The sequence below is a fragment of the Massilia sp. CFBP9026 genome, from assembly GCF_034045165.1.
GTDB classification, from domain to species: domain Bacteria; phylum Pseudomonadota; class Gammaproteobacteria; order Burkholderiales; family Burkholderiaceae_D; genus Telluria; species Telluria arenae.
Window position 1 is genome coordinate 106,897 of the sequence record NZ_JAXCWH010000005.1, and the last position, 16,586, is coordinate 123,482.

Annotated in this window: 16 protein-coding genes; 8 read left to right on the forward strand and 8 right to left on the reverse strand. The window is 66.5% G+C overall.

Annotated elements, in window-relative coordinates; translation table 11 throughout:
- Positions 1 to 17 precede the first annotated feature (17 nt).
- From SOM28_RS13750 to SOM28_RS13775, 6 genes are all read right to left on the reverse strand, one after another.
- Positions 18 to 935, reverse strand: coding sequence for an N-acetylglucosamine kinase (locus SOM28_RS13750; protein ID WP_320468445.1), 918 nt, complete (start codon positions 933 to 935; stop codon positions 18 to 20).
- An 18-nt stretch (positions 936 to 953) separates the two neighbouring features.
- Entirely contained in the window at positions 954 to 2,543 is a 1,590-nt protein-coding gene (locus SOM28_RS13755) for a glycoside hydrolase family 10-like protein (protein ID WP_320468446.1), read from the reverse strand.
- A gap of 29 nt (positions 2,544 to 2,572) precedes the next feature.
- Positions 2,573 to 3,715 (reverse strand): acyltransferase family protein, encoded by a 1,143-nt coding sequence (locus SOM28_RS13760; protein WP_320468447.1) that lies wholly within the window; start codon positions 3,713 to 3,715, stop codon positions 2,573 to 2,575.
- 6 nt (positions 3,716 to 3,721) lie between these two features.
- A complete protein-coding gene (locus SOM28_RS13765; RefSeq protein ID WP_320468448.1) occupies positions 3,722 to 4,987 on the reverse strand; it encodes an MFS transporter in 1,266 nt (421 codons plus the stop codon).
- Positions 4,988 to 5,029: 42 nt separating this feature from the next.
- Entirely contained in the window at positions 5,030 to 5,908 is an 879-nt protein-coding gene (gene murQ, locus SOM28_RS13770; RefSeq protein ID WP_320468449.1) for an N-acetylmuramic acid 6-phosphate etherase, read from the reverse strand.
- A gap of 107 nt (positions 5,909 to 6,015) precedes the next feature.
- Complete coding sequence (locus SOM28_RS13775) at positions 6,016 to 6,756, reverse strand: GntR family transcriptional regulator (RefSeq protein WP_123069294.1); 741 nt, start codon at positions 6,754 to 6,756, stop codon at positions 6,016 to 6,018.
- A 123-nt stretch (positions 6,757 to 6,879) separates the two neighbouring features.
- Between SOM28_RS13775 and SOM28_RS13780 the strand changes: the two genes are divergently transcribed.
- Together SOM28_RS13780 and SOM28_RS13785 are read left to right on the forward strand one after the other, a co-directional pair.
- The gene (locus tag SOM28_RS13780; protein WP_320468450.1) at positions 6,880 to 8,178 is read left to right on the forward strand and encodes a serine hydrolase domain-containing protein; all 1,299 of its coding nucleotides are present in this window, start codon (positions 6,880 to 6,882) and stop codon (positions 8,176 to 8,178) included.
- A gap of 116 nt (positions 8,179 to 8,294) precedes the next feature.
- Positions 8,295 to 9,530: a D-amino acid dehydrogenase gene (locus tag SOM28_RS13785; RefSeq protein WP_320468451.1), complete on the forward strand. Its 1,236-nt coding sequence runs from the start codon at positions 8,295 to 8,297 to the stop codon at positions 9,528 to 9,530.
- A gap of 25 nt (positions 9,531 to 9,555) precedes the next feature.
- Here SOM28_RS13785 and SOM28_RS13790 read toward each other — a convergent pair whose 3' ends face one another.
- Together SOM28_RS13790 and SOM28_RS13795 are read right to left on the reverse strand one after the other, a co-directional pair.
- Entirely contained in the window at positions 9,556 to 9,864 is a 309-nt protein-coding gene (locus tag SOM28_RS13790; RefSeq protein WP_183407396.1) for a HigA family addiction module antitoxin, read from the reverse strand.
- Positions 9,865 to 9,892: 28 nt separating this feature from the next.
- Positions 9,893 to 10,171 carry a type II toxin-antitoxin system RelE/ParE family toxin gene (locus tag SOM28_RS13795; protein WP_320468640.1) on the reverse strand — a complete coding sequence of 93 codons (279 nt, stop codon included), beginning with the start codon at positions 10,169 to 10,171 and terminating at the stop codon, positions 9,893 to 9,895.
- A gap of 149 nt (positions 10,172 to 10,320) precedes the next feature.
- On the opposite strand from SOM28_RS13795, the gene SOM28_RS13800 reads away from it, so the two are divergent.
- The 6 genes from SOM28_RS13800 to bioD are packed head-to-tail and all read left to right on the forward strand — an operon-like array spanning position 10,321 to position 16,580.
- The gene (locus SOM28_RS13800; protein ID WP_123069297.1) at positions 10,321 to 10,773 is read left to right on the forward strand and encodes a YchJ family protein; all 453 of its coding nucleotides are present in this window, start codon (positions 10,321 to 10,323) and stop codon (positions 10,771 to 10,773) included.
- Between the two features lie 35 nt (positions 10,774 to 10,808).
- Entirely contained in the window at positions 10,809 to 12,416 is a 1,608-nt protein-coding gene (locus SOM28_RS13805) for a carboxyl transferase domain-containing protein (protein WP_320468452.1), read from the forward strand.
- A gap of 13 nt (positions 12,417 to 12,429) precedes the next feature.
- Positions 12,430 to 13,218 (forward strand): enoyl-CoA hydratase/isomerase family protein, encoded by a 789-nt coding sequence (locus tag SOM28_RS13810; protein WP_320468453.1) that lies wholly within the window; start codon positions 12,430 to 12,432, stop codon positions 13,216 to 13,218.
- A 16-nt stretch (positions 13,219 to 13,234) separates the two neighbouring features.
- A complete protein-coding gene (bioA, locus tag SOM28_RS13815; protein ID WP_320468454.1) occupies positions 13,235 to 14,575 on the forward strand; it encodes an adenosylmethionine--8-amino-7-oxononanoate transaminase in 1,341 nt (446 codons plus the stop codon).
- Positions 14,572 to 15,756 carry an 8-amino-7-oxononanoate synthase gene (gene bioF / locus SOM28_RS13820; protein WP_123069301.1) on the forward strand — a complete coding sequence of 395 codons (1,185 nt, stop codon included), beginning with the start codon at positions 14,572 to 14,574 and terminating at the stop codon, positions 15,754 to 15,756. The genes bioA and bioF overlap by 4 nt, the downstream gene beginning before the upstream one ends.
- Positions 15,753 to 16,580, forward strand: coding sequence for a dethiobiotin synthase (gene bioD / locus SOM28_RS13825; RefSeq protein WP_414675176.1), 828 nt, complete (start codon positions 15,753 to 15,755; stop codon positions 16,578 to 16,580). The genes bioF and bioD overlap by 4 nt, the downstream gene beginning before the upstream one ends.
- Positions 16,581 to 16,586 lie beyond the last annotated feature (6 nt).

Here is a 16,586-nt window from a genome sequence, read left to right on the forward strand (position 1 = left end):
TGGTGGTTTCTTGTTGTTCAAACCAGCGCCAGGCGCGCGGCCGCGTGGTGGGCGCGTGAGCCGGTGCGGGTGAAGGCGGTAGTCGGGGGCAGCGCCGCGCGCATGGTGTCCGCGATCAGCGGATGCAGTTCGGCGGCGCGCCCGGCCAGGGCCACTGGGCGCGCACCGAAGCGCGCGATCAGGGCCGATGCCAGGCGCGCCAGCTCATGGCCCGCCGCGACCAGGATGGCGCGCGCCGCCGGATCGTGTTCCGCGCTGGCGGCGACGGCCAGCGCCAGCTTGCCGACCGTCCCGCGTTCGCTCTGGTAGATGAACTGGCGCGACTGGGCCCAGTCCGATCCGCCGATGTGCTCGAACACGGCATGCGCCATCGGCGACTCCTGCCAGCAGCCGGGACGTTCGTCTTCATTGCGCCAGATATGGCGCAGCGCTTCGCGCGCGATCCAGAAGCCGCCGCCGCCATCGTCCAGCACCACGCCGCGGCCACCGGCGCGGTGGAACACATCGTGCTCGTCGATGAAGGCCCCGATCGAACCGGTGCCGGCATAGACCAGGTAGCCTTCGCCCGGCGCGAAGCTGGCGCGGTAGGCGATCTCGATGTCGTTGCACAGGGTGACATCACCCGGCGCTACACCCAGCAAGGCAGCGAGCCAGCCCTGCAGCAATTCGCCATCGCCGCCGAAGCCGGTCAGGCCGGCCTGCACCCGCACCGGATGCGCATGCTGCAGCACCGCCTCCGCCAACCGTTCGAAGGTGGCGCGCACGGCGTCGCGGCCGTGGGGCGTGGCCATCTGCAGGGCAGACAGGCCGTCGACCGTGCCCTCGGCCAGGATCGCGCCGCCGGGCGCGGCCAGCGCCCAGCGGGTCTGGGTGCCGCCGGCGTCGATGCCCAGGCCGGCGCCTGCTACGCGCGGATTGTCTTGATCAGTCGGCATACCGTGATGCTACCCGCATTATGGTTTCGACCACACACGCACGCGCTCGCCCTCGTTGCCGAGACGGTCGACCGCGCTCACCACCACGATCTCGGCCGGGCCGAGGCGCTCGTCATCGGAAACAGTCCACGTCGCGCGCGCCGCCGGCGCCACGGCGAAGCGCCATTCATTGCCGTGGCGGGCCCAGATCGCATACAGGGCGTTGCCCTTGCCTGCCGTCAGGCTCAGGTCGACCGAGCGGGCGCCGCGGACGGCCTTGATCGCGGGCGTGCCGGGGCGCGTGCTGCCCAGCCACGGCGTGGCCGGCACCAGCGCCTGGCCGGTGTAGCGGCTCGCGCGCAGCTGGTCGCTGATGCCCTTGCGGTTCTGCATCAGGGCCACCATGCTGAAGTGGATGTGGCCGGTGGCCAGCGGACGCGAACGGGTCACGCTGACCTGCTGCAGCACTTCGTCCGGCTCGTAGTCGCGGGTCGGCGCGCCGATGCGGCTGGTGAACAGCCCCGGCCAGATATGGCGGCCCAGCGGGTTCTGGCCGATCCAGTAATCCAGCAGCACGTCATAGGCCTGGCCCGGCGGCTTGATCGGCCAGTACAGCTGCGGCACGAAGTAGTCGAGCCAGCCTTCCTGCAGCCACAGTTCGGCGTCGGCATACAGCTTGTCGTACTGCGAGAAGCCGACGATGCCGGGCGGACGGCGGTCAGGGCGGCCCAGGCCGAAGGGGCTGATGCCGAAGCGCACCCAGCTCTTTTCGGCATGGATGCCCTTGTACATGGCCTCGATCAGGCGGTTGACGTTGTCGCGGCGCCAGTCGGCGCGCGCCAGGGTGCCGCCGCTTTTCAGGTAGCGCTGCCAGGCCGGATCGTCGGGGAAGTCCAGTTCGGCCTTGGCCGCGCGGCCGTCCAGCGCGGCGGCATTGCCGGCCACGGCCGGCGTGGCCTCGATCGGGTAGGGATAGAAGTAGTCGTCGATGTGCACGCCGTCGATGTCGTAGCGCCGCACGACGTCGAGGATCACGTCCATGGTCTGCTTGACGGCGGCCGGCTCGCCCGGGTCCATCCACATGAACTTGCCGTAGCGCTTGACGATGTCCGGATTGGTGTTGGTGATGTGGTTCGGCGCCGACTGCGAGCGCGCCGCGTCCATGCGCGCGCGATAGGGGTTGAACCAGGCGTGCAGCTCGAGGCCACGCGCATGCGCCTGGTCGATCCAGAATTTGAGGGGATCGTAGGCCGGCATCGGCGCCTTGCCTTGCGCGCCGCTCAGGTACTCGGTCCATGGCTCGAGCTTCGACGGATAGATCGCATCGGCCGAAGGACGCACCTGCAGCACGATCGCATTCAGGTTCAGCGACTTGGCGCGGTCGAGGATGGCGATGGCTTCTTGCTGCTGTTTAGCGGACGACAGGCCAGGCTTGCTGGGCCAGTCGATATTGGCGACGGTCGAGACCCAGGCGGCGCGCAACTCGCGCGGGGCGGCGGGCGGATCGTCGCCGCCGCTGGTTTCGGCCACCGGGCCGGTGTGGGTGAGCGGCTTGGTGCCGCAGCCGGCCAGCAGGCCGCCGAGGGCGAAGGCGCTGGCCAGGCCGAGCGTGAAAGCGCGTTTGTTCATGTTGGGAAGCAAAGTGGCTCCTTTTCTGTTCAGACTTTGACGAACCAGCGCTTGCGCCACATGCACCAGGCAATGGCAAACATGCAGGCGTTGAAAGCGATGGCGTACAGTAATGAGGTGTTGCGTGGGTCCAGCGGCAGCGCGGCAAACGGCGCGTACAGCAGTCGGCCGAGCGCGAGTTGGCTGCCGTCCGGCTGGGTGAATTTGATAAAGCCGAGCATCTTGGCGACGAGGCCCGAGAGCGCGAAGATGAATAGCGCGTTCATGCCGTAGATGACGAAGGGTGTGCTCCAGCGCGCGGCGCACTCACGCACGACGTTCGACGGCGCCGCGTCCAGCAGCCAGTAGCTGGCGCCGAAGGCCAGCAGCGCCCAGCCGCTCATCAACAGGCAGAACGACGGCGTCCACAGGCTTTTATTGATCGGCATGAGGACCGCGTCGAGCGTGGAGCCCAGCGCCAGGCAGGCCAGGCCCGCCAGCATCAGCCACACCACCTGCTCGACCCGCGGAAGTGTCGAGAGCAGCAGCCGGCCGGCCAGCACGCCGAACAGCAGGCTGCACACGGCCGGGAGCGTGGACACCAGCCCTTCCGGGTCCCAGGTCTTCGCTTGCGCCCACAAGTGGCCATCCATCAGCGCGCGGTCGATCCAGGCGCCGAAGTCCTGGCCCGGTTCCAGTACGCCGGCGCCGATGCCGGGAACGGGCGCCAGCAGCATCAGCACGCTGTACAGCGCCAGCAGCAGGAAGATGGCAAGCGCCTGGCCACGCCAGCCCAGGTAGACCACCAGCGGCGCCGCCAGCACGGTGCACAAGGCGATGCGCTGCAGCACGCCGGGAATGCGCACGCTGTCGAAATCGAAGCGCGGGATCAGGTTGAGCAGGAAGCCGATCAGGAAGATCAGCGCGGCACGCCTGGCGAGCTTGAGCAGCAGCTGCGGCTTGTCCGCGCCGGCGGCGGCCAGGCGGCCCAGCGACAGCGCCATCGCGACGCCGCCGATGAACAGAAAGAATGGGAAGATCGTGTCGGTGAACGTCCAGCCATGCCAGGCCGCATGCGCGAGCTGCGCATGCAGGTGGCCCCAGTCGCCTGGATTATTCACGAGCACCATCGCGGCGATGGTGAAGCCGCGGAAGGCGTCGAGCGATGTCAGGCGCACCGGTGCGTCGATCATGGCCCGTTATTTTTTCCCGAATTCGGGATCGATCTTGACCAGCGCCGCCACGATGAATGCGGGGATCGTCGCCAGGCAGGTCCAGATGAAGAAGTGCTTGTAGCCCAGGTATTCCTGCAGGTCGCCGCTCCACATGCCCGGCACCATCATCCCCAGCGCCATCAGGCCGGTGCAGATCGCGTAATGCGCGGTCTTGTTCGGGCCGTCGGCCACCATGATCATGTACATCATCATGGCCGTGAAGCCGAAGCCGTAGCCAAACTGTTCGAGCGCCAGGAAGGCGGACACTGTCACCAGGTCGGTCGGCTGCGTTTGCGACAGGTAGACGAACACCAGGTCCGGCAGGTGGATCGCGAACACCATCAGCCACAGGCAGCGCTTTAGCCCCAGGCGCGAGATCAGCCAGCCGCCGGCCAGGCCGCCCAGGGTGAGCGCGATGATGCCGACCGTGCCGTAGGCGATGCCGTATTCGGCGGTGGTGAGCCCCAGGCCGCCTTCGCTGACCGGGTCCTTCAGGAACGGCGCCACGAGTTTCAGCAACTGGGCCTCGCCCAGGCGGAAGGTGAGGATGAAAGCGACGATCATCCAGATGTCGCGCTTCTTGAAGAAGGCGGCGAAGGTGCCGAAGAAGTCGCGCAGCGGATTATTGGTGGTTGGGGCGGGACGGTCGTCCTCGGGCACCGGCAGTACGAACTGGTGCCAGGCAAACGCGGCGAAGAAGATCCCGGCCAGCACGTAGAACACGATGGCCCAGGCTTGCCTGACGTCCCCCAGGCTGACCGCCAGGTAGCCGGCCAGCACCACCAGCGGGCCTTGTCCGACCAGGGTCGCCAGGCGATAGAAGGTGCTGCGCACGCCGACGAAGGCGGCTTGCTGCTGCTGGCGCAGGCCCAGCATATAGAAGCCGTCGGCCGAGATGTCGTGGGTGGCCGAGCTGAACGCCATGATCCACATGACGGCCAGGCTGACGGCGAAGAAGGCGGGTGTGTGCAATACGGTGCCGACCGCGATCAGCGAAGCGCCGACCACGATCTGCAGCAGCACGGTCCAGCGGCGCTTGGTGCCGAACATGTCGACGATGGGCGACCACAGCGGCTTGATCACCCACGGCAGGTACAGCAGGCTGGTATAGAAGGCGATGTCGGAATTCGAGATCCCCATGTCCTTGTACATGATGACGGTCAGGTTCATCACCACGACATAGGGGATGGCCTGGGCGAAGTACAGGGATGGCACCCACAGCCACGGGCGGTTCGCTTGCGGTTTCTGCATGTCTCTTTCTTGTGCCTTCAGGCCAGGGCTGCGGAAACGCGCTTACGCGAGCGCCTGGCGCACGCTGCCGCGCGCCGCTTCCAGCAGCGCTTGCGCCTGCTCGACACTGGTTTGTTTGGACAAGGCCACGATGGCGGTCTTGACGTGGAATCCGCATTGCTCCAGCACCGCCCGCGCGGCTTCCTCGTCGGCGCCGGTGGCGAAGCTGGTGAGGCGGATCGCGCGCCGTACCAGTTTGGCATTGGTAGCCTTCAAGTCTACCATCAGGTTGCCGTAGACCTTGTTCAAACGCACCATCAGTGCGCTGGAAAAGGTGTTCAGCGCGATCTTTTGCGAGGTGCCGGCCTTCAGGCGCGTGCTGCCCGAGACGACTTCCGGGCCGGTGTCGAGCGTGACGCCGATTTCGGCTTCCTGCGTGACCGGCGCGTCCGGGTTGTTGGCGAAGCCCACCGTCAGCGCGCCGACCGCGCGCGCGGCCTGGATCGCGCCCAGCACATAGGGCGTGCCGCCCGATGCGGCGATCGCCAGCACCACGTCGTCCGGCCCCACGTTTACGCCCTGCAGGTCGGCGGCGCCCTGCGCGAAATCGTCTTCCGCGCCTTCGACCGCGACGAACATGGCGTCGCTGCCGCCGGCCAGCAGCGCCACCGCGCGCCCATGCGGCCAGGAGAAGGTCGGGTACAGCTCGACGCTGTCGAGCACCCCCAGGCGGCCCGAGGTGCCGGCGCCGACATAGATCAGGCGCCCACCCGCCTCCATGCGCGGCAGCGCGGCCGTGACGGCGGCGGCAATGCGCGGCGCGGCCTTGCGCACCGCCTCGACAGCCTGGAACTGGTCGTCGACGAAGACGTTCACCAGCTCGGTGGTCGGGTACTGGTCGAGGGCGGCGTGCGCCTGTGAAGGGGTTTCGGTATTGAGCATCGCCGTGTCTCGGAATGGATTTTCGATGAAACCAGTGTAATACCAATTCGGCAAGCCATCCCATGAAAGGAACGTCCGCCGCCATGCCGCGAGGTTATGCGGGCGAGTTAAGCCGGCCTTCGCAGCTCAGCCACGAAATCGTAATGATCGCTGCGGCAGTAGGAATGGGTCAGCTCGACCGGTTCGCCCGATTCCAGGTAGCCGATGCGCGTGATGAACAGTACTGCGCGGCCTTCCGGCACGTCCAGGCGCGCCGCCAGCTCGGCATCGGCGTTCATGGCGCGGATGTGCTGCAGCGCGCGCACCGGCATGTGGCCGCTCTTGCCCAGGTGGGCGTAGAGCGAAGCTGCCACGCCATCGGGACGCGGCAGCACTGTGGCCGGGATCACGCTGATCTCGTAGGCCATCACCACGTCGTCGGCCAGGCGCAGGCGTTCCAGGCGCGCCACCCGCGCGCCGGGCGACAGGCCCAGCGAGAGCTGCTCGTCGGCGTCGGCCAACACCACTTCGCGGCGCAGCCACTCGGAGCGCGGGGTATAGCCGCGCTGCTGCAGCTGTTCCGAAAAACTCGACAGGTTCGACAGCGGCTGCTCGATGCGCGGGGCGATATAGTTGCCCGAACCGCGGCGGCGCACCACGAGGCCCTGCTCGACCAGCTGGTCGATCGCCTTGCGCGCGGTGACGCGCGAGACGTCGAGCTGCTCGGACAGCATGCGTTCGGAGGGCAGCGCCTGGTCGGCCTGGTAGCGGCCGTCGCGCACATCCTGCGCCAGCTTGCGCGCCAGCTGCATGTAGAGGGGAGAGTTGTCGTCCAGGTTGACCTGGAATCCGGGACCGGGGGTGTTCATACCGTGGAAGCATACCACTTAGGACCAATACAAAAGAGTTATGAGTTCCCTACGGCTATTCATTAGGCAAGCGTTTCGGGGTTTCCGTATGCTGATCCGGCAAACACGATAAAAGGGAATGAAATGAATCACGGCAGGCGATCCCTGCTCGGCATGGTCTTGCTGGGCGCGATGGAACCGCTGTTCGCGGCGATGCCCGTGGGCGCCGGCGGCGCGGCGTCTTCGCTCGACGCCGAGCTGGCCGCCATCGTCGACGACCCTGCATTTCCCCTCGCCAGCCTGGCGGTGGTGGCCTTGCGCGCCGGCCGGCCGGTGTACGAAGGCGCGTTCGGGCGCCGCACCATCGGCAACGGCGCCCTGCCCGACCGTCCGGCCACGCCAGACACCCTGTACCGTATCGCCTCGATCTCGAAGCTGGTCACCACGCTCGGCCTGATGCGGCTGCTGGAGGACGGCAAGGTCGACCTCGATGCCGACGTCTCGGGCTACCTCGGTTTCAATTTGCGCAATCCGCATTTCGCCAGCCAGGCGATCACCCTGCGCCACCTGCTGCTGCATACCTCTTCGCTGCGCGATGACGGCGGCTACTTCTGGCCGGCCACGACGACGCTGAAGGACGTGCAGCCCGCCTGGTCGCGCCACGCCGGCCCTGACGGCGCCTATTACTCCTATTGCAACCTGGGCTTCGGCCTGATCGGCACGATCATGGAGCGCGTGACAGGCGAACGCTTCGACCGCCTGATGACGCGCCTGCTGCTGCAACCGCTCGGCCTGCAGGCCGGCTACAACCCGTCCGAGCTGCCAAAGGTGGCGCAGGACCGGTTGGCGACCGTCTATCGCAAGCGCGCGGTGGACAGCGAAGCGTGGCAAGCCGACGGTCCCTGGGTCGCGCAGGTCGACGCACCCGGCATCCAGCCGCCGCCCGGGCTGGCCGGCTACGTGCCGGGCACGAACGCCACGCCGTTCAGCCCGACCGGCGGCCTGCGCATCTCGGCGCGCGATCTTGGCGTGATCATGCGCATGCTGATGGCGGGCGGTGTCCATGACGGCAAGCGCCTGCTGCAGGCGGCGACGATCGAGCGGATGTTCGCGCGCCACTGGGCCTACGATGGCGTCGGCGGCAACGGCAACCCGCTGGGCAGCATCCTCAGCCCGCGCGGCCTGGGCAACGCCCATTATCCCGACCGCCCCGGGATGTGGCTGACGCCCGGCCTGGACGCGGTGGGCCACCTGGGCGACGCCTATGGCCTGCGTTCGATCTTCGCCATGGACCGCGCCAGTGGCAACGGCATCGTGGTGCTGGCCGGCGGAAGCGCGCGCGATCCGGCGACCGATCCGGGCCGCGACTCCTCGCTGGCGCGCTACGAGGAGCGCGTGCTGGCCAGCGTCCACCGGCGCGCCATCCTCGGCCAACCTGCCTGAACGGCCCTGCAAATGCGTACATATATGCCGGTTATGACTTCGCCCCCACGATTCATTGGCGGCCTGTCCGTACAGCCTCTAAGCTCCTTTCCCCTATTTGAACAAACGAGTCTGGCATGCAGCACATCATCGTGATCGGCGGCGGCGTCGTCGGCCTGGCATCGGCCTGGTGGCTGGTGGAAGCCGGCTACGGCGTCACCCTGCTCGAGCGCGCGCCGGAAGTCGGCAGCGGCGCCAGCTACGGCAATGGCGGCCAGCTCAGCTACCGCTACGTCTCGCCGCTGGCCGACGAGGGCATACCGCTCAAGGCCGTCAAATGGCTGTTCCAGGCCGACGGCCCGCTGCGCTTCAGGCCGGAAGCCGACCTGCGCCAGTACCGCTGGCTGGCCAGCTTCCTGGCCCACTGCCGCGCCGACGTCAACCGCCGCACCACGGCCAAGCTGCTCGAGCTGGGAGAATGCTCGCGCAGGGCGATGCAGCAACTCGAACTGGCGGTGCCGCCCGAGTCCTTCCACTGGCGCGACGCCGGCAAGCTGGTGGTCTACCGCTCGCGCGAGGTGTTCGAGGCGGCCGCGTCGAAACCCGGCGCCGGCCAGGTCTGGACACCCGAGGAATGCGGCGCGCGCGAACCGGCGCTGGCGGCCAGCCAGCACCTGCTGGCCGGCGGCATCTACAACGCCGGCGAGGCGGTGGCCGACTGCCACGCCTTCTGCCTGGCCCTGGCCGAGCGCCTGCGCGAACATCCGCGCTTTCGCGGCTTCGTCCATGGCGAGGCGACCGGACTGTACGCCGAGCGTGCGCGCATCCGGGGCGTCGAGACGGACGGCGGCCTGCTCACGGCCGACGCCTACGTGCTGGCGGCCGGGATCCAGAGCCGCGACCTGGCCGAATCGATCGGCATCCACCTGCCGCTGTATCCGCTCAAGGGCTACAGCCTGTCCGCCCCGATCCGCCAGGACGACGTGGCGCCCGAGATCAGCGTCACCGACTTCGAACGCAAGGTGCTGTATGCGCGCATCGGCGACCGGCTGCGGGTGGCGGCGATGGTCGACATGGTGGGCGAAGACCTGCGCCACGATCCGAAGCGGGTCGAAGGCCTGACGCGCCAGGTGCGCGAGACCATGCCGCGCGCGGCGGATTATTCGCAGGTGTCGGTGTGGGCGGGATTGCGGCCGGCGACGCCGAGCAGCGCGCCGATCATCGGGGCCACGCGCTACGACAATCTGTGGCTGAACGTCGGGCACGGGCCGCTGGGGTTTACCTTTGCCTGCGGGACGGCGGCGGTGCTTGCCGACCTGGTGCAGGGGAAGGCGCCGCCGTTTGGGTTGGATGGGTTGACGCTGCGTAGTTAGAACTGTTGGTCCGGGTAACAGCCAATCACGCGGGCTCCATCTCCAGTGGTTGGATTGTCTCCATGATCAGCTTTCCCTCGGTTTCGATCGTTTTGCGCAATTCGTAGGTCATCTGAAGATTCAACCAGAACTCCGGAGTCGTTCCGAAATAGCGAGAGAGACGCAGTGCCGTATCTGGCGTAATCCCGCGCTTCTCGCGTACGATCTCGTTGACGCGCGCAGCGGTCAAGCGCAAGGCGCCAGCGAGAGCGTTAGCTGACATGCCCAATGGCTCCAGATACTCTTCGCGCAAAATTTCTCCGGGATGAATCGGACGCATTCCGTTGATAAACATAGTTCCTCCAGCGAGCTGCTTCGCACTATCAATGGTAGTCAACAATTTCTACATTTGTTGGGCCGTCATCGGTCCAGATAAAACATATCCGCCACTGCTTGTTGATTCTTATACTGTGTTGTCCAACACGATCACCACTCAGTGCTTCGAGCATATTGCCGGGTGGAGATCTTAAATCACGCAGCTCCGTCGCAGCATTCAGCATAGTCAGTTTGCGTTCAGCAACGGCAAAGAAGTTTACAAAACGTGGAACTCGCTGTCCTTCAAACAGCGCCTTGGTCTCTACGCAGGCAAAAGATCGAATCATGATAGGAACATAGGGGCGACTACCCAAGTCAATTTTATATCGCTTATCGATAAACAGCAAGCCAATCTAGTGTCTGCGGTGATCGATTCGGCATTCCTGTTAGCGATCGCCAACCTCGGAGCCGCGCGAAATCGCGGATAATTGCCGCCATGTCCACCCGTCCCACCTCTCCCTGCCCCTGCGGCGGCCCTGCGTTCGAGCAATGCTGCGGCCCTTACCTGGCCGGCGCGGCCCTGCCGCCGACCGCCGAAACCCTGATGCGCTCGCGGTATACCGCGTTTACGCTCAAGGACGAGCCGTATCTGGTTGCCACCTGGCATCCCAGTACCCGCCCGCAGGAAGCGATCATCGACGAGTCAGAGCCCATGCGCTGGCTCGGCCTCGAGATAAAAACTGCTTTACGTTTACGTCAACGTAAAGCAGAATTACCGGACGATCCAGAGCAAGACCCGAACCGTGACACCGTCGAATTCGTCGCCCGCTTCAAGGTCGGCGGCCGTGCGCACCGCCTGCACGAAGTCAGCCGCTTCGTGCGCGAGCCCGGCCCGGATGGCGCGCTTCGCTGGTTCTACCTGGACGGCAGTTTCCCTGACAAGAAGTGACCGCCGGGAGAGGCGGACGAACAAGAGGACGGCACATGCCCCAGATCGAGAGCAAACTGAACCCGCGCGGCGAGGACTTCAAGACCAATGCCGCAGCGATGCAGGCGGTGGTGGACGACCTGCGCGCGCGCGTTGCGCAACTGGCCCAGGGCGGTGGCGACGCCGCCTGCGCCAAGCATATTGCGCGGGGCAAGCTGCTGCCGCGCGAACGCGTCGAACACCTGCTCGATCCGGGCACGCCCTTCCTCGAATTCTCCCAGCTGGCCGCCTACGAGATGTATGACGGCGCCGCGCCCAGCGCCGGCATCATCACCGGCATCGGCCGCGTATCGGGCCAGGAGTGCGTGATCGTCTGTAACGATGCCACCGTCAAGGGCGGCACCTATTACCCGATGACGGTGAAAAAGCACCTGCGCGCGCAGGAGATCGCGGAGCAGAACAACCTGCCCTGCATCTACCTGGTCGACTCGGGCGGCGCCAACCTGCCGAACCAGGACGACGTGTTCCCCGACCGCGACCACTTCGGCCGCATCTTCTACAATCAGGCGAACCTGTCGGCCAAGGGCATTCCGCAGATCGCCGTGGTGATGGGTTCGTGCACCGCCGGCGGCGCCTACGTGCCGGCGATGAGCGACGAATCGATCATCGTCAAGGAACAGGGCACGATCTTCCTCGGCGGCCCGCCGCTGGTAAAAGCCGCGACCGGCGAAGTAGTCAGCGCCGAAGACCTGGGCGGCGGCGACGTCCACACCCGCCTGTCGGGGGTGGCCGACCACCTGGCCCAGAACGATCCGCACGCGCTGGCACTGGCGCGTACCATTGTCTCGAACCTGAACCGGGTCAAACCGGTGCAGGGCGCGCTGCGCGAGAGCATCGAGCCGAAATATGCGCCCGAGGAGCTGTATGGCGTGATTCCGGTCGATACCCGCAAGCCGTTCGATGTGCGCGAAGTGATCGCGCGCGTGGTGGATAACAGCGAGTTCGACGAGTTCAAGGCCCGCTATGGCACCACGCTGGTGTGCGGCTTCGCGCACATCTACGGCATGAAGGTCGGCATCATCGCCAACAACGGCATCCTGTTCTCCGAGTCCGCCCTGAAAGGCGCCCACTTCATCGAGCTGTGCTGCCAGCGCAAGATCCCGCTCGTCTTCCTGCAGAACATCACCGGCTTCATGGTCGGCCGCAAGTACGAGAACGAAGGCATCGCCCGCAACGGCGCCAAGATGGTCACCGCCGTCGCCACCGCCTCGGTGCCGAAGTTCACCGTCATCATCGGCGGCTCCTTCGGCGCCGGCAACTACGGCATGTGCGGCCGCGCCTTCTCGCCGCGCTTCCTGTGGATGTGGCCGAACGCGCGCATCTCGGTCATGGGAGGAGATCAAGCGGCGTCGGTGCTGGCCACCGTCAAGCGCGACGGCATCGAAGGCAAGGGCGGCCAATGGTCGCCTGAAGAAGAAGCCGCGTTCAAGCAGCCGATCAAGGACCAGTACGAGCACCAGGGCCACCCGTATTACGCCAGCGCGCGCCTGTGGGACGATGGCGTGATCGACCCGCGCGACACGCGCATGGTGCTGGGCCTAGGACTGTCGGCAGCAATGAACAAGCCGATCGAGGACACGAAGTTCGGCGTGTTCCGCATGTAAGGGAGAGATGAATATGGACTATCAAACCCTCACCATCGCGATCGCCGACAAGGTCGCCACCGTCACCCTGAACCGCCCCGAGCTGCGCAACGCCTTCAACGAACACGCGATCGCCGAACTGGCGCTGGCCTTCGATGAACTGGGCCGCAGCGACACGGTGCGCGCCATCGTCCTGGCCGCGAACGGCCTATCCTTCTGCGCCGGCGCGGACCTGAACTGGATGAAGAAGATGGCCGCCTACTCGCATGAAGAAAACCAGGAAGACGCGCTGCGCCTGGCCGATATGCTGCGTACGATCTACCTGTGTCCGAAGCCCACCGTGGCCAAGGTGCAGGGCGACTGCTACGCCGGCGGCATGGGCCTGGTGGCCGCTTGCGACATCGTCGTCGCCGTCGACACCGCCGGTTTTTGCCTGTCCGAAGTGAAGCTCGGCCTGATTCCGGCTACCATCTCGCCTTATGTGATCAAGGCCATGGGCGAACAGGCCGCGCGCCGCTACTTCCTGACCGCCGAGCGTTTCGACGCGGCGGAAGCGCGCCGCATCGGTTTCGCGCATGAAGCGGTGGCCGCCGACGCGCTGGATGCGACCGTCGCCGGCATCGTCAAGGCCCTGGTCAACAACAGCCCGAACGCCGTGAGGCAAGCCAAGACGCTGGTGCGCGACATCGTCGGCAAACCCGTCGACGATGCGCTGCTGGCGGACACCGCCGGCCGCATCGCCGCCATCCGCGCCTCCTTGGAAGGACGGGAAGGCGTGGCTTCCTTCCTTGAAAAACGCAAGCCCACATGGCTACAAACATAGAAATTGGAAACCTGAAGTGACTCAATCGACCTCCTCCGAGTGGATCGCGCGCAGCCTGCGCAGCGTATGGCATCCCTGCACGCAAATGCAGCACCACGAGGAGGTGCCGCTGATCGCGGTCAGCCATGGCAAGGGTCCGTGGCTGTATGACTATGATGGCAAGCGCTATATGGACGGCATCAGCTCGTGGTGGGTCAATATGTTCGGCCATGCGAACCCGCGCATCAACGCCGCGCTGAAAGACCAGCTGGACAAGCTCGAACACGCAATGCTGGCCGGCTTCACGCATGCGCCGGTCGTCGAGCTGGCCGAACGCCTGTCGAAGCTGACTGGCCATGCGCTGGGCCACGCCACCTTCGCCTCGGATGGCGCTTCCGCGGTCGAGATCGCGATGAAGATGAGCTTCCACGCCTGGCGCAACGCCGGCAAGTCGGCCAAGCAGGAATTCGTCTGCCTGCAGGGCAGCTACCACGGCGAGACCATCGGCGCGCTGTCGGTCACCGACGTCCCGCTGTTCAAGGACGCCTACGGCCCGCTGCTGCGCGCCTCGCACGTGGTGAGCGCACCGGATGCGCGCAATGCGGCGGAAGGCGAAACCGCCCAGGACGTGGCGCGCCGCGCGATCCTGGAAGTGAAGGAGTTGTTCGAACAGCGCGGCGACAAGATCGCGGCCATCATCGTCGAACCGCTGGTGCAGTGCGCGACCGGCATGGCGATGTACGATCCGCTCTACCTCAAATTGCTGCGCGACCTGTGCGACCAGCACCATGTGCACCTGATCGCCGACGAGATCGCGGTCGGCTGCGGCCGCACCGGCACCTTCTTCGCCTGCGAACAGGCGTCGATCTGGCCCGACTTCATGTGCCTGTCGAAAGGCATCAGCGGCGGCTACCTGCCGCTGTCGCTGGTACTCACGCGCGACGACATCTACCAGGCCTTCTACAGCGAAGACATCACACGCGGCTTCCTGCACTCGCACTCGTACACCGGCAATCCGCTGGCCTGCCGCGCCGCGCTGGCCACGCTCGACATCTTCGAGGAAGACGATGTGCTCAACCGCAATCGCGAGCTGGCGACGAAGATGACCATCGCGCTGGCGCCGCTGGCAGAACATGAACGCGCGCGCCACTTCCGCCAGCGCGGCATGATCTTCGCGTTCGACGCCATCGAACCGGACAAGGATCGCGCCACGACCTTCTCGCGCCGCTTCTTCTCCACCGCGGTCGAGAACGAACTGCTGCTGCGCCCGATCGGCCGCACCGTCTACCTGATGCCGCCCTACGTGCTGGACGACGAGGACGTCGCCGGCCTGGCCGCGCGCACGCTCAAGACTTTCGAGTCGGTGATTCGGCCATGAACCTGATCGCCGACATCGACCGCAAGCTCGACGCGCTCGCCGCCCACAGCCTGGTGCGCAAGCGCCGCGTGACCGACGGCGCCTGCGCGCCGCGGCAAATCGTCGATGGACGCGAACTGCTGGCCTTCTGCAGCAACGACTATCTCGGCCTGGCCGCGCATCCGCAAGTGATCGCGGCCCTGCAAGAGGGCGCGGCGCTGCATGGCGCCGGCAGCGGCGCCTCGCACCTGGTGTCGGGCCACGGCCGCGCGCATCACGTGCTGGAAGAGCGACTGGCCGAGTGGATGGCGCCGCACCTGGAACAGGCGCGCGCGCTCACGCTGTGCACCGGCTATATGGCCAACCTGGCGATCCTGACCGCGCTGGGCCTGGATTCCGACGCCATGATCTTTTCCGAGGAGCTGAACCATGCCTCGCTGATCGACGGCGCCCGCCTGGCGAAGGCCGGCGTCACGGTCTATCCGCATGGCGACGTCGAGGCACTCGCCGCGCAGCTCGAGGCCAGCAGTGCCCGTACAAAAATCGTCGTCACCGACAGCGTCTTTTCCATGGACGGCAACCTGGCCCCGCTGCCTGGCTTGCTGGCCGCCTGTGAACGCCACGGCGCCTGGCTGGTGGTCGACGACGCCCATGGCTTCGGCGTGCTGGGGGCGAACGGCCGCGGCGCGCTCAAACACTTTGGCCTCTGCTCGCCCAACCTGGTGTATATGGGAACGCTCGGCAAGGCGGCCGGCGTGGGCGGCGCCTTCGTGGCGGCCCACGCCAGCGTGATCGAATTGCTGGTGCAGCGCGCCCGTCCCTACATCTACACCACGGCCTGTCCGCCGGCACTCGCGCACGCCCTGCTCGCCAGCCTTGATATCATTGGCGGCGCCGAGGGTGCGCAGCGACGCGCCCACCTGGCGGGGCTGGTCAAGCAGTTGCGCGAATCGCTGGATTTCCAACGTTGGAAACTGGTCGAGTCGCACACCGCGATCCAGCCCGTCATCATCGGCAGCAACGACGACGCGCTGCGCGCCTCCGCCGCCCTGCATGAACGGGGCCTGTGGGTGCCGGCGATCCGCCCGCCGACCGTGGCGCCGGGCACGGCGCGCCTGCGCGTGACCCTGTCGGCTGCCCACGGCATCGACGACGTCGCGCAACTGGCGCAGGCGCTCAACAGACTGGAAAAGGCCTCATGAAAAACCTGAACGAGACGGACGACCCGATCGCCGCACCGCCGCCGGTGCTGCCGGAGGTCGAGCTCGACGAACCGACGCTGGAGCCGGAGCTCGAGGCACGCACCAATGACGGTGCGCCGATGCGCTTCGCCTGCTTCGTCACCGGCACCGACACCGAGATCGGCAAGACCCTGGTCTCGAGCGCCATCCTGCACAAGCTCGTTGCCAGCGGCGTGCGCGCCTGCGGCATGAAGCCGGTGGCGGCCGGCGCCGAACTGCGCGATGGCGAACTGCATAACGACGACGCCGACATGCTGTTCAAAGCGGGTAACGTGCACCTGCCTTCGTCGATCACCACGCCGTACATGCTGCGCGAACCGGCGGCGCCGCACATCGCCGCCGCGCTGGAAAACGTCACCATCGAATCGGCGCCGATCATTGCCGCCTTCGCCGAGATCCAGGCCGCGTCCGACGCGGTCGTGGTCGAGGGCGTGGGTGGCTTCCGGGTGCCGTTCAACGACAACTTCGACAGCGCCGACCTGGCCGCACAACTGAACCTGCCGGTGATCCTGGTGGTCGGCATGCGCCTGGGCTGCATCAGCCACGCCCTGCTCACGGTCGAAGCGATCGTGGCGCGCGGCCTGGTGCTGGCCGGCTGGGTTGCCAACACGGCCGACCCCGATATGAGTTTCGAGCAAGAGAACATCGAAGCGCTGGCACAGCGCATCCCGGCGCCGCTGCTGGGCCGCGTGCCACGCCTGCACACACCGACGGCCGCCGCGGCGGCCGAATTCATCGATCTCGCTGGACTGCCGGGATGGCCGTCCACGCGAGGCAAGTCCTGAAGGAAC

Bases quoted from the DNA above. Each gene is read 5' to 3' on its own strand.
- SOM28_RS13800 (WP_123069297.1), top strand. From the start codon at position 10,321: ATGTCCACCCGTCCCACCTCTCCCTGCCCCTGCGGCGGCCCTGCGTTC.
- SOM28_RS13795 (WP_320468640.1), bottom strand. From the start codon at position 10,171: ATGATTCGATCTTTTGCCTGCGTAGAGACCAAGGCGCTGTTTGAAGGA.
- murQ (WP_320468449.1), bottom strand. From the start codon at position 5,908: ATGCTCAATACCGAAACCCCTTCACAGGCGCACGCCGCCCTCGACCAG.
- SOM28_RS13805 (WP_320468452.1), top strand. From the start codon at position 10,809: ATGCCCCAGATCGAGAGCAAACTGAACCCGCGCGGCGAGGACTTCAAG.
- SOM28_RS13755 (WP_320468446.1), bottom strand. From the start codon at position 2,543: ATGAACAAACGCGCTTTCACGCTCGGCCTGGCCAGCGCCTTCGCCCTC.
- bioD (WP_414675176.1), top strand. From the start codon at position 15,753: ATGAAAAACCTGAACGAGACGGACGACCCGATCGCCGCACCGCCGCCG.
- SOM28_RS13810 (WP_320468453.1), top strand. From the start codon at position 12,430: ATGGACTATCAAACCCTCACCATCGCGATCGCCGACAAGGTCGCCACC.
- SOM28_RS13785 (WP_320468451.1), top strand. From the start codon at position 8,295: ATGCAGCACATCATCGTGATCGGCGGCGGCGTCGTCGGCCTGGCATCG.
- SOM28_RS13775 (WP_123069294.1), bottom strand. From the start codon at position 6,756: ATGAACACCCCCGGTCCCGGATTCCAGGTCAACCTGGACGACAACTCT.
- SOM28_RS13750 (WP_320468445.1), bottom strand. From the start codon at position 935: ATGCCGACTGATCAAGACAATCCGCGCGTAGCAGGCGCCGGCCTGGGC.
- SOM28_RS13760 (WP_320468447.1), bottom strand. From the start codon at position 3,715: ATGATCGACGCACCGGTGCGCCTGACATCGCTCGACGCCTTCCGCGGC.
- SOM28_RS13765 (WP_320468448.1), bottom strand. From the start codon at position 4,987: ATGCAGAAACCGCAAGCGAACCGCCCGTGGCTGTGGGTGCCATCCCTG.
- bioF (WP_123069301.1), top strand. From the start codon at position 14,572: ATGAACCTGATCGCCGACATCGACCGCAAGCTCGACGCGCTCGCCGCC.
- SOM28_RS13780 (WP_320468450.1), top strand. From the start codon at position 6,880: ATGAATCACGGCAGGCGATCCCTGCTCGGCATGGTCTTGCTGGGCGCG.
- SOM28_RS13790 (WP_183407396.1), bottom strand. From the start codon at position 9,864: ATGTTTATCAACGGAATGCGTCCGATTCATCCCGGAGAAATTTTGCGC.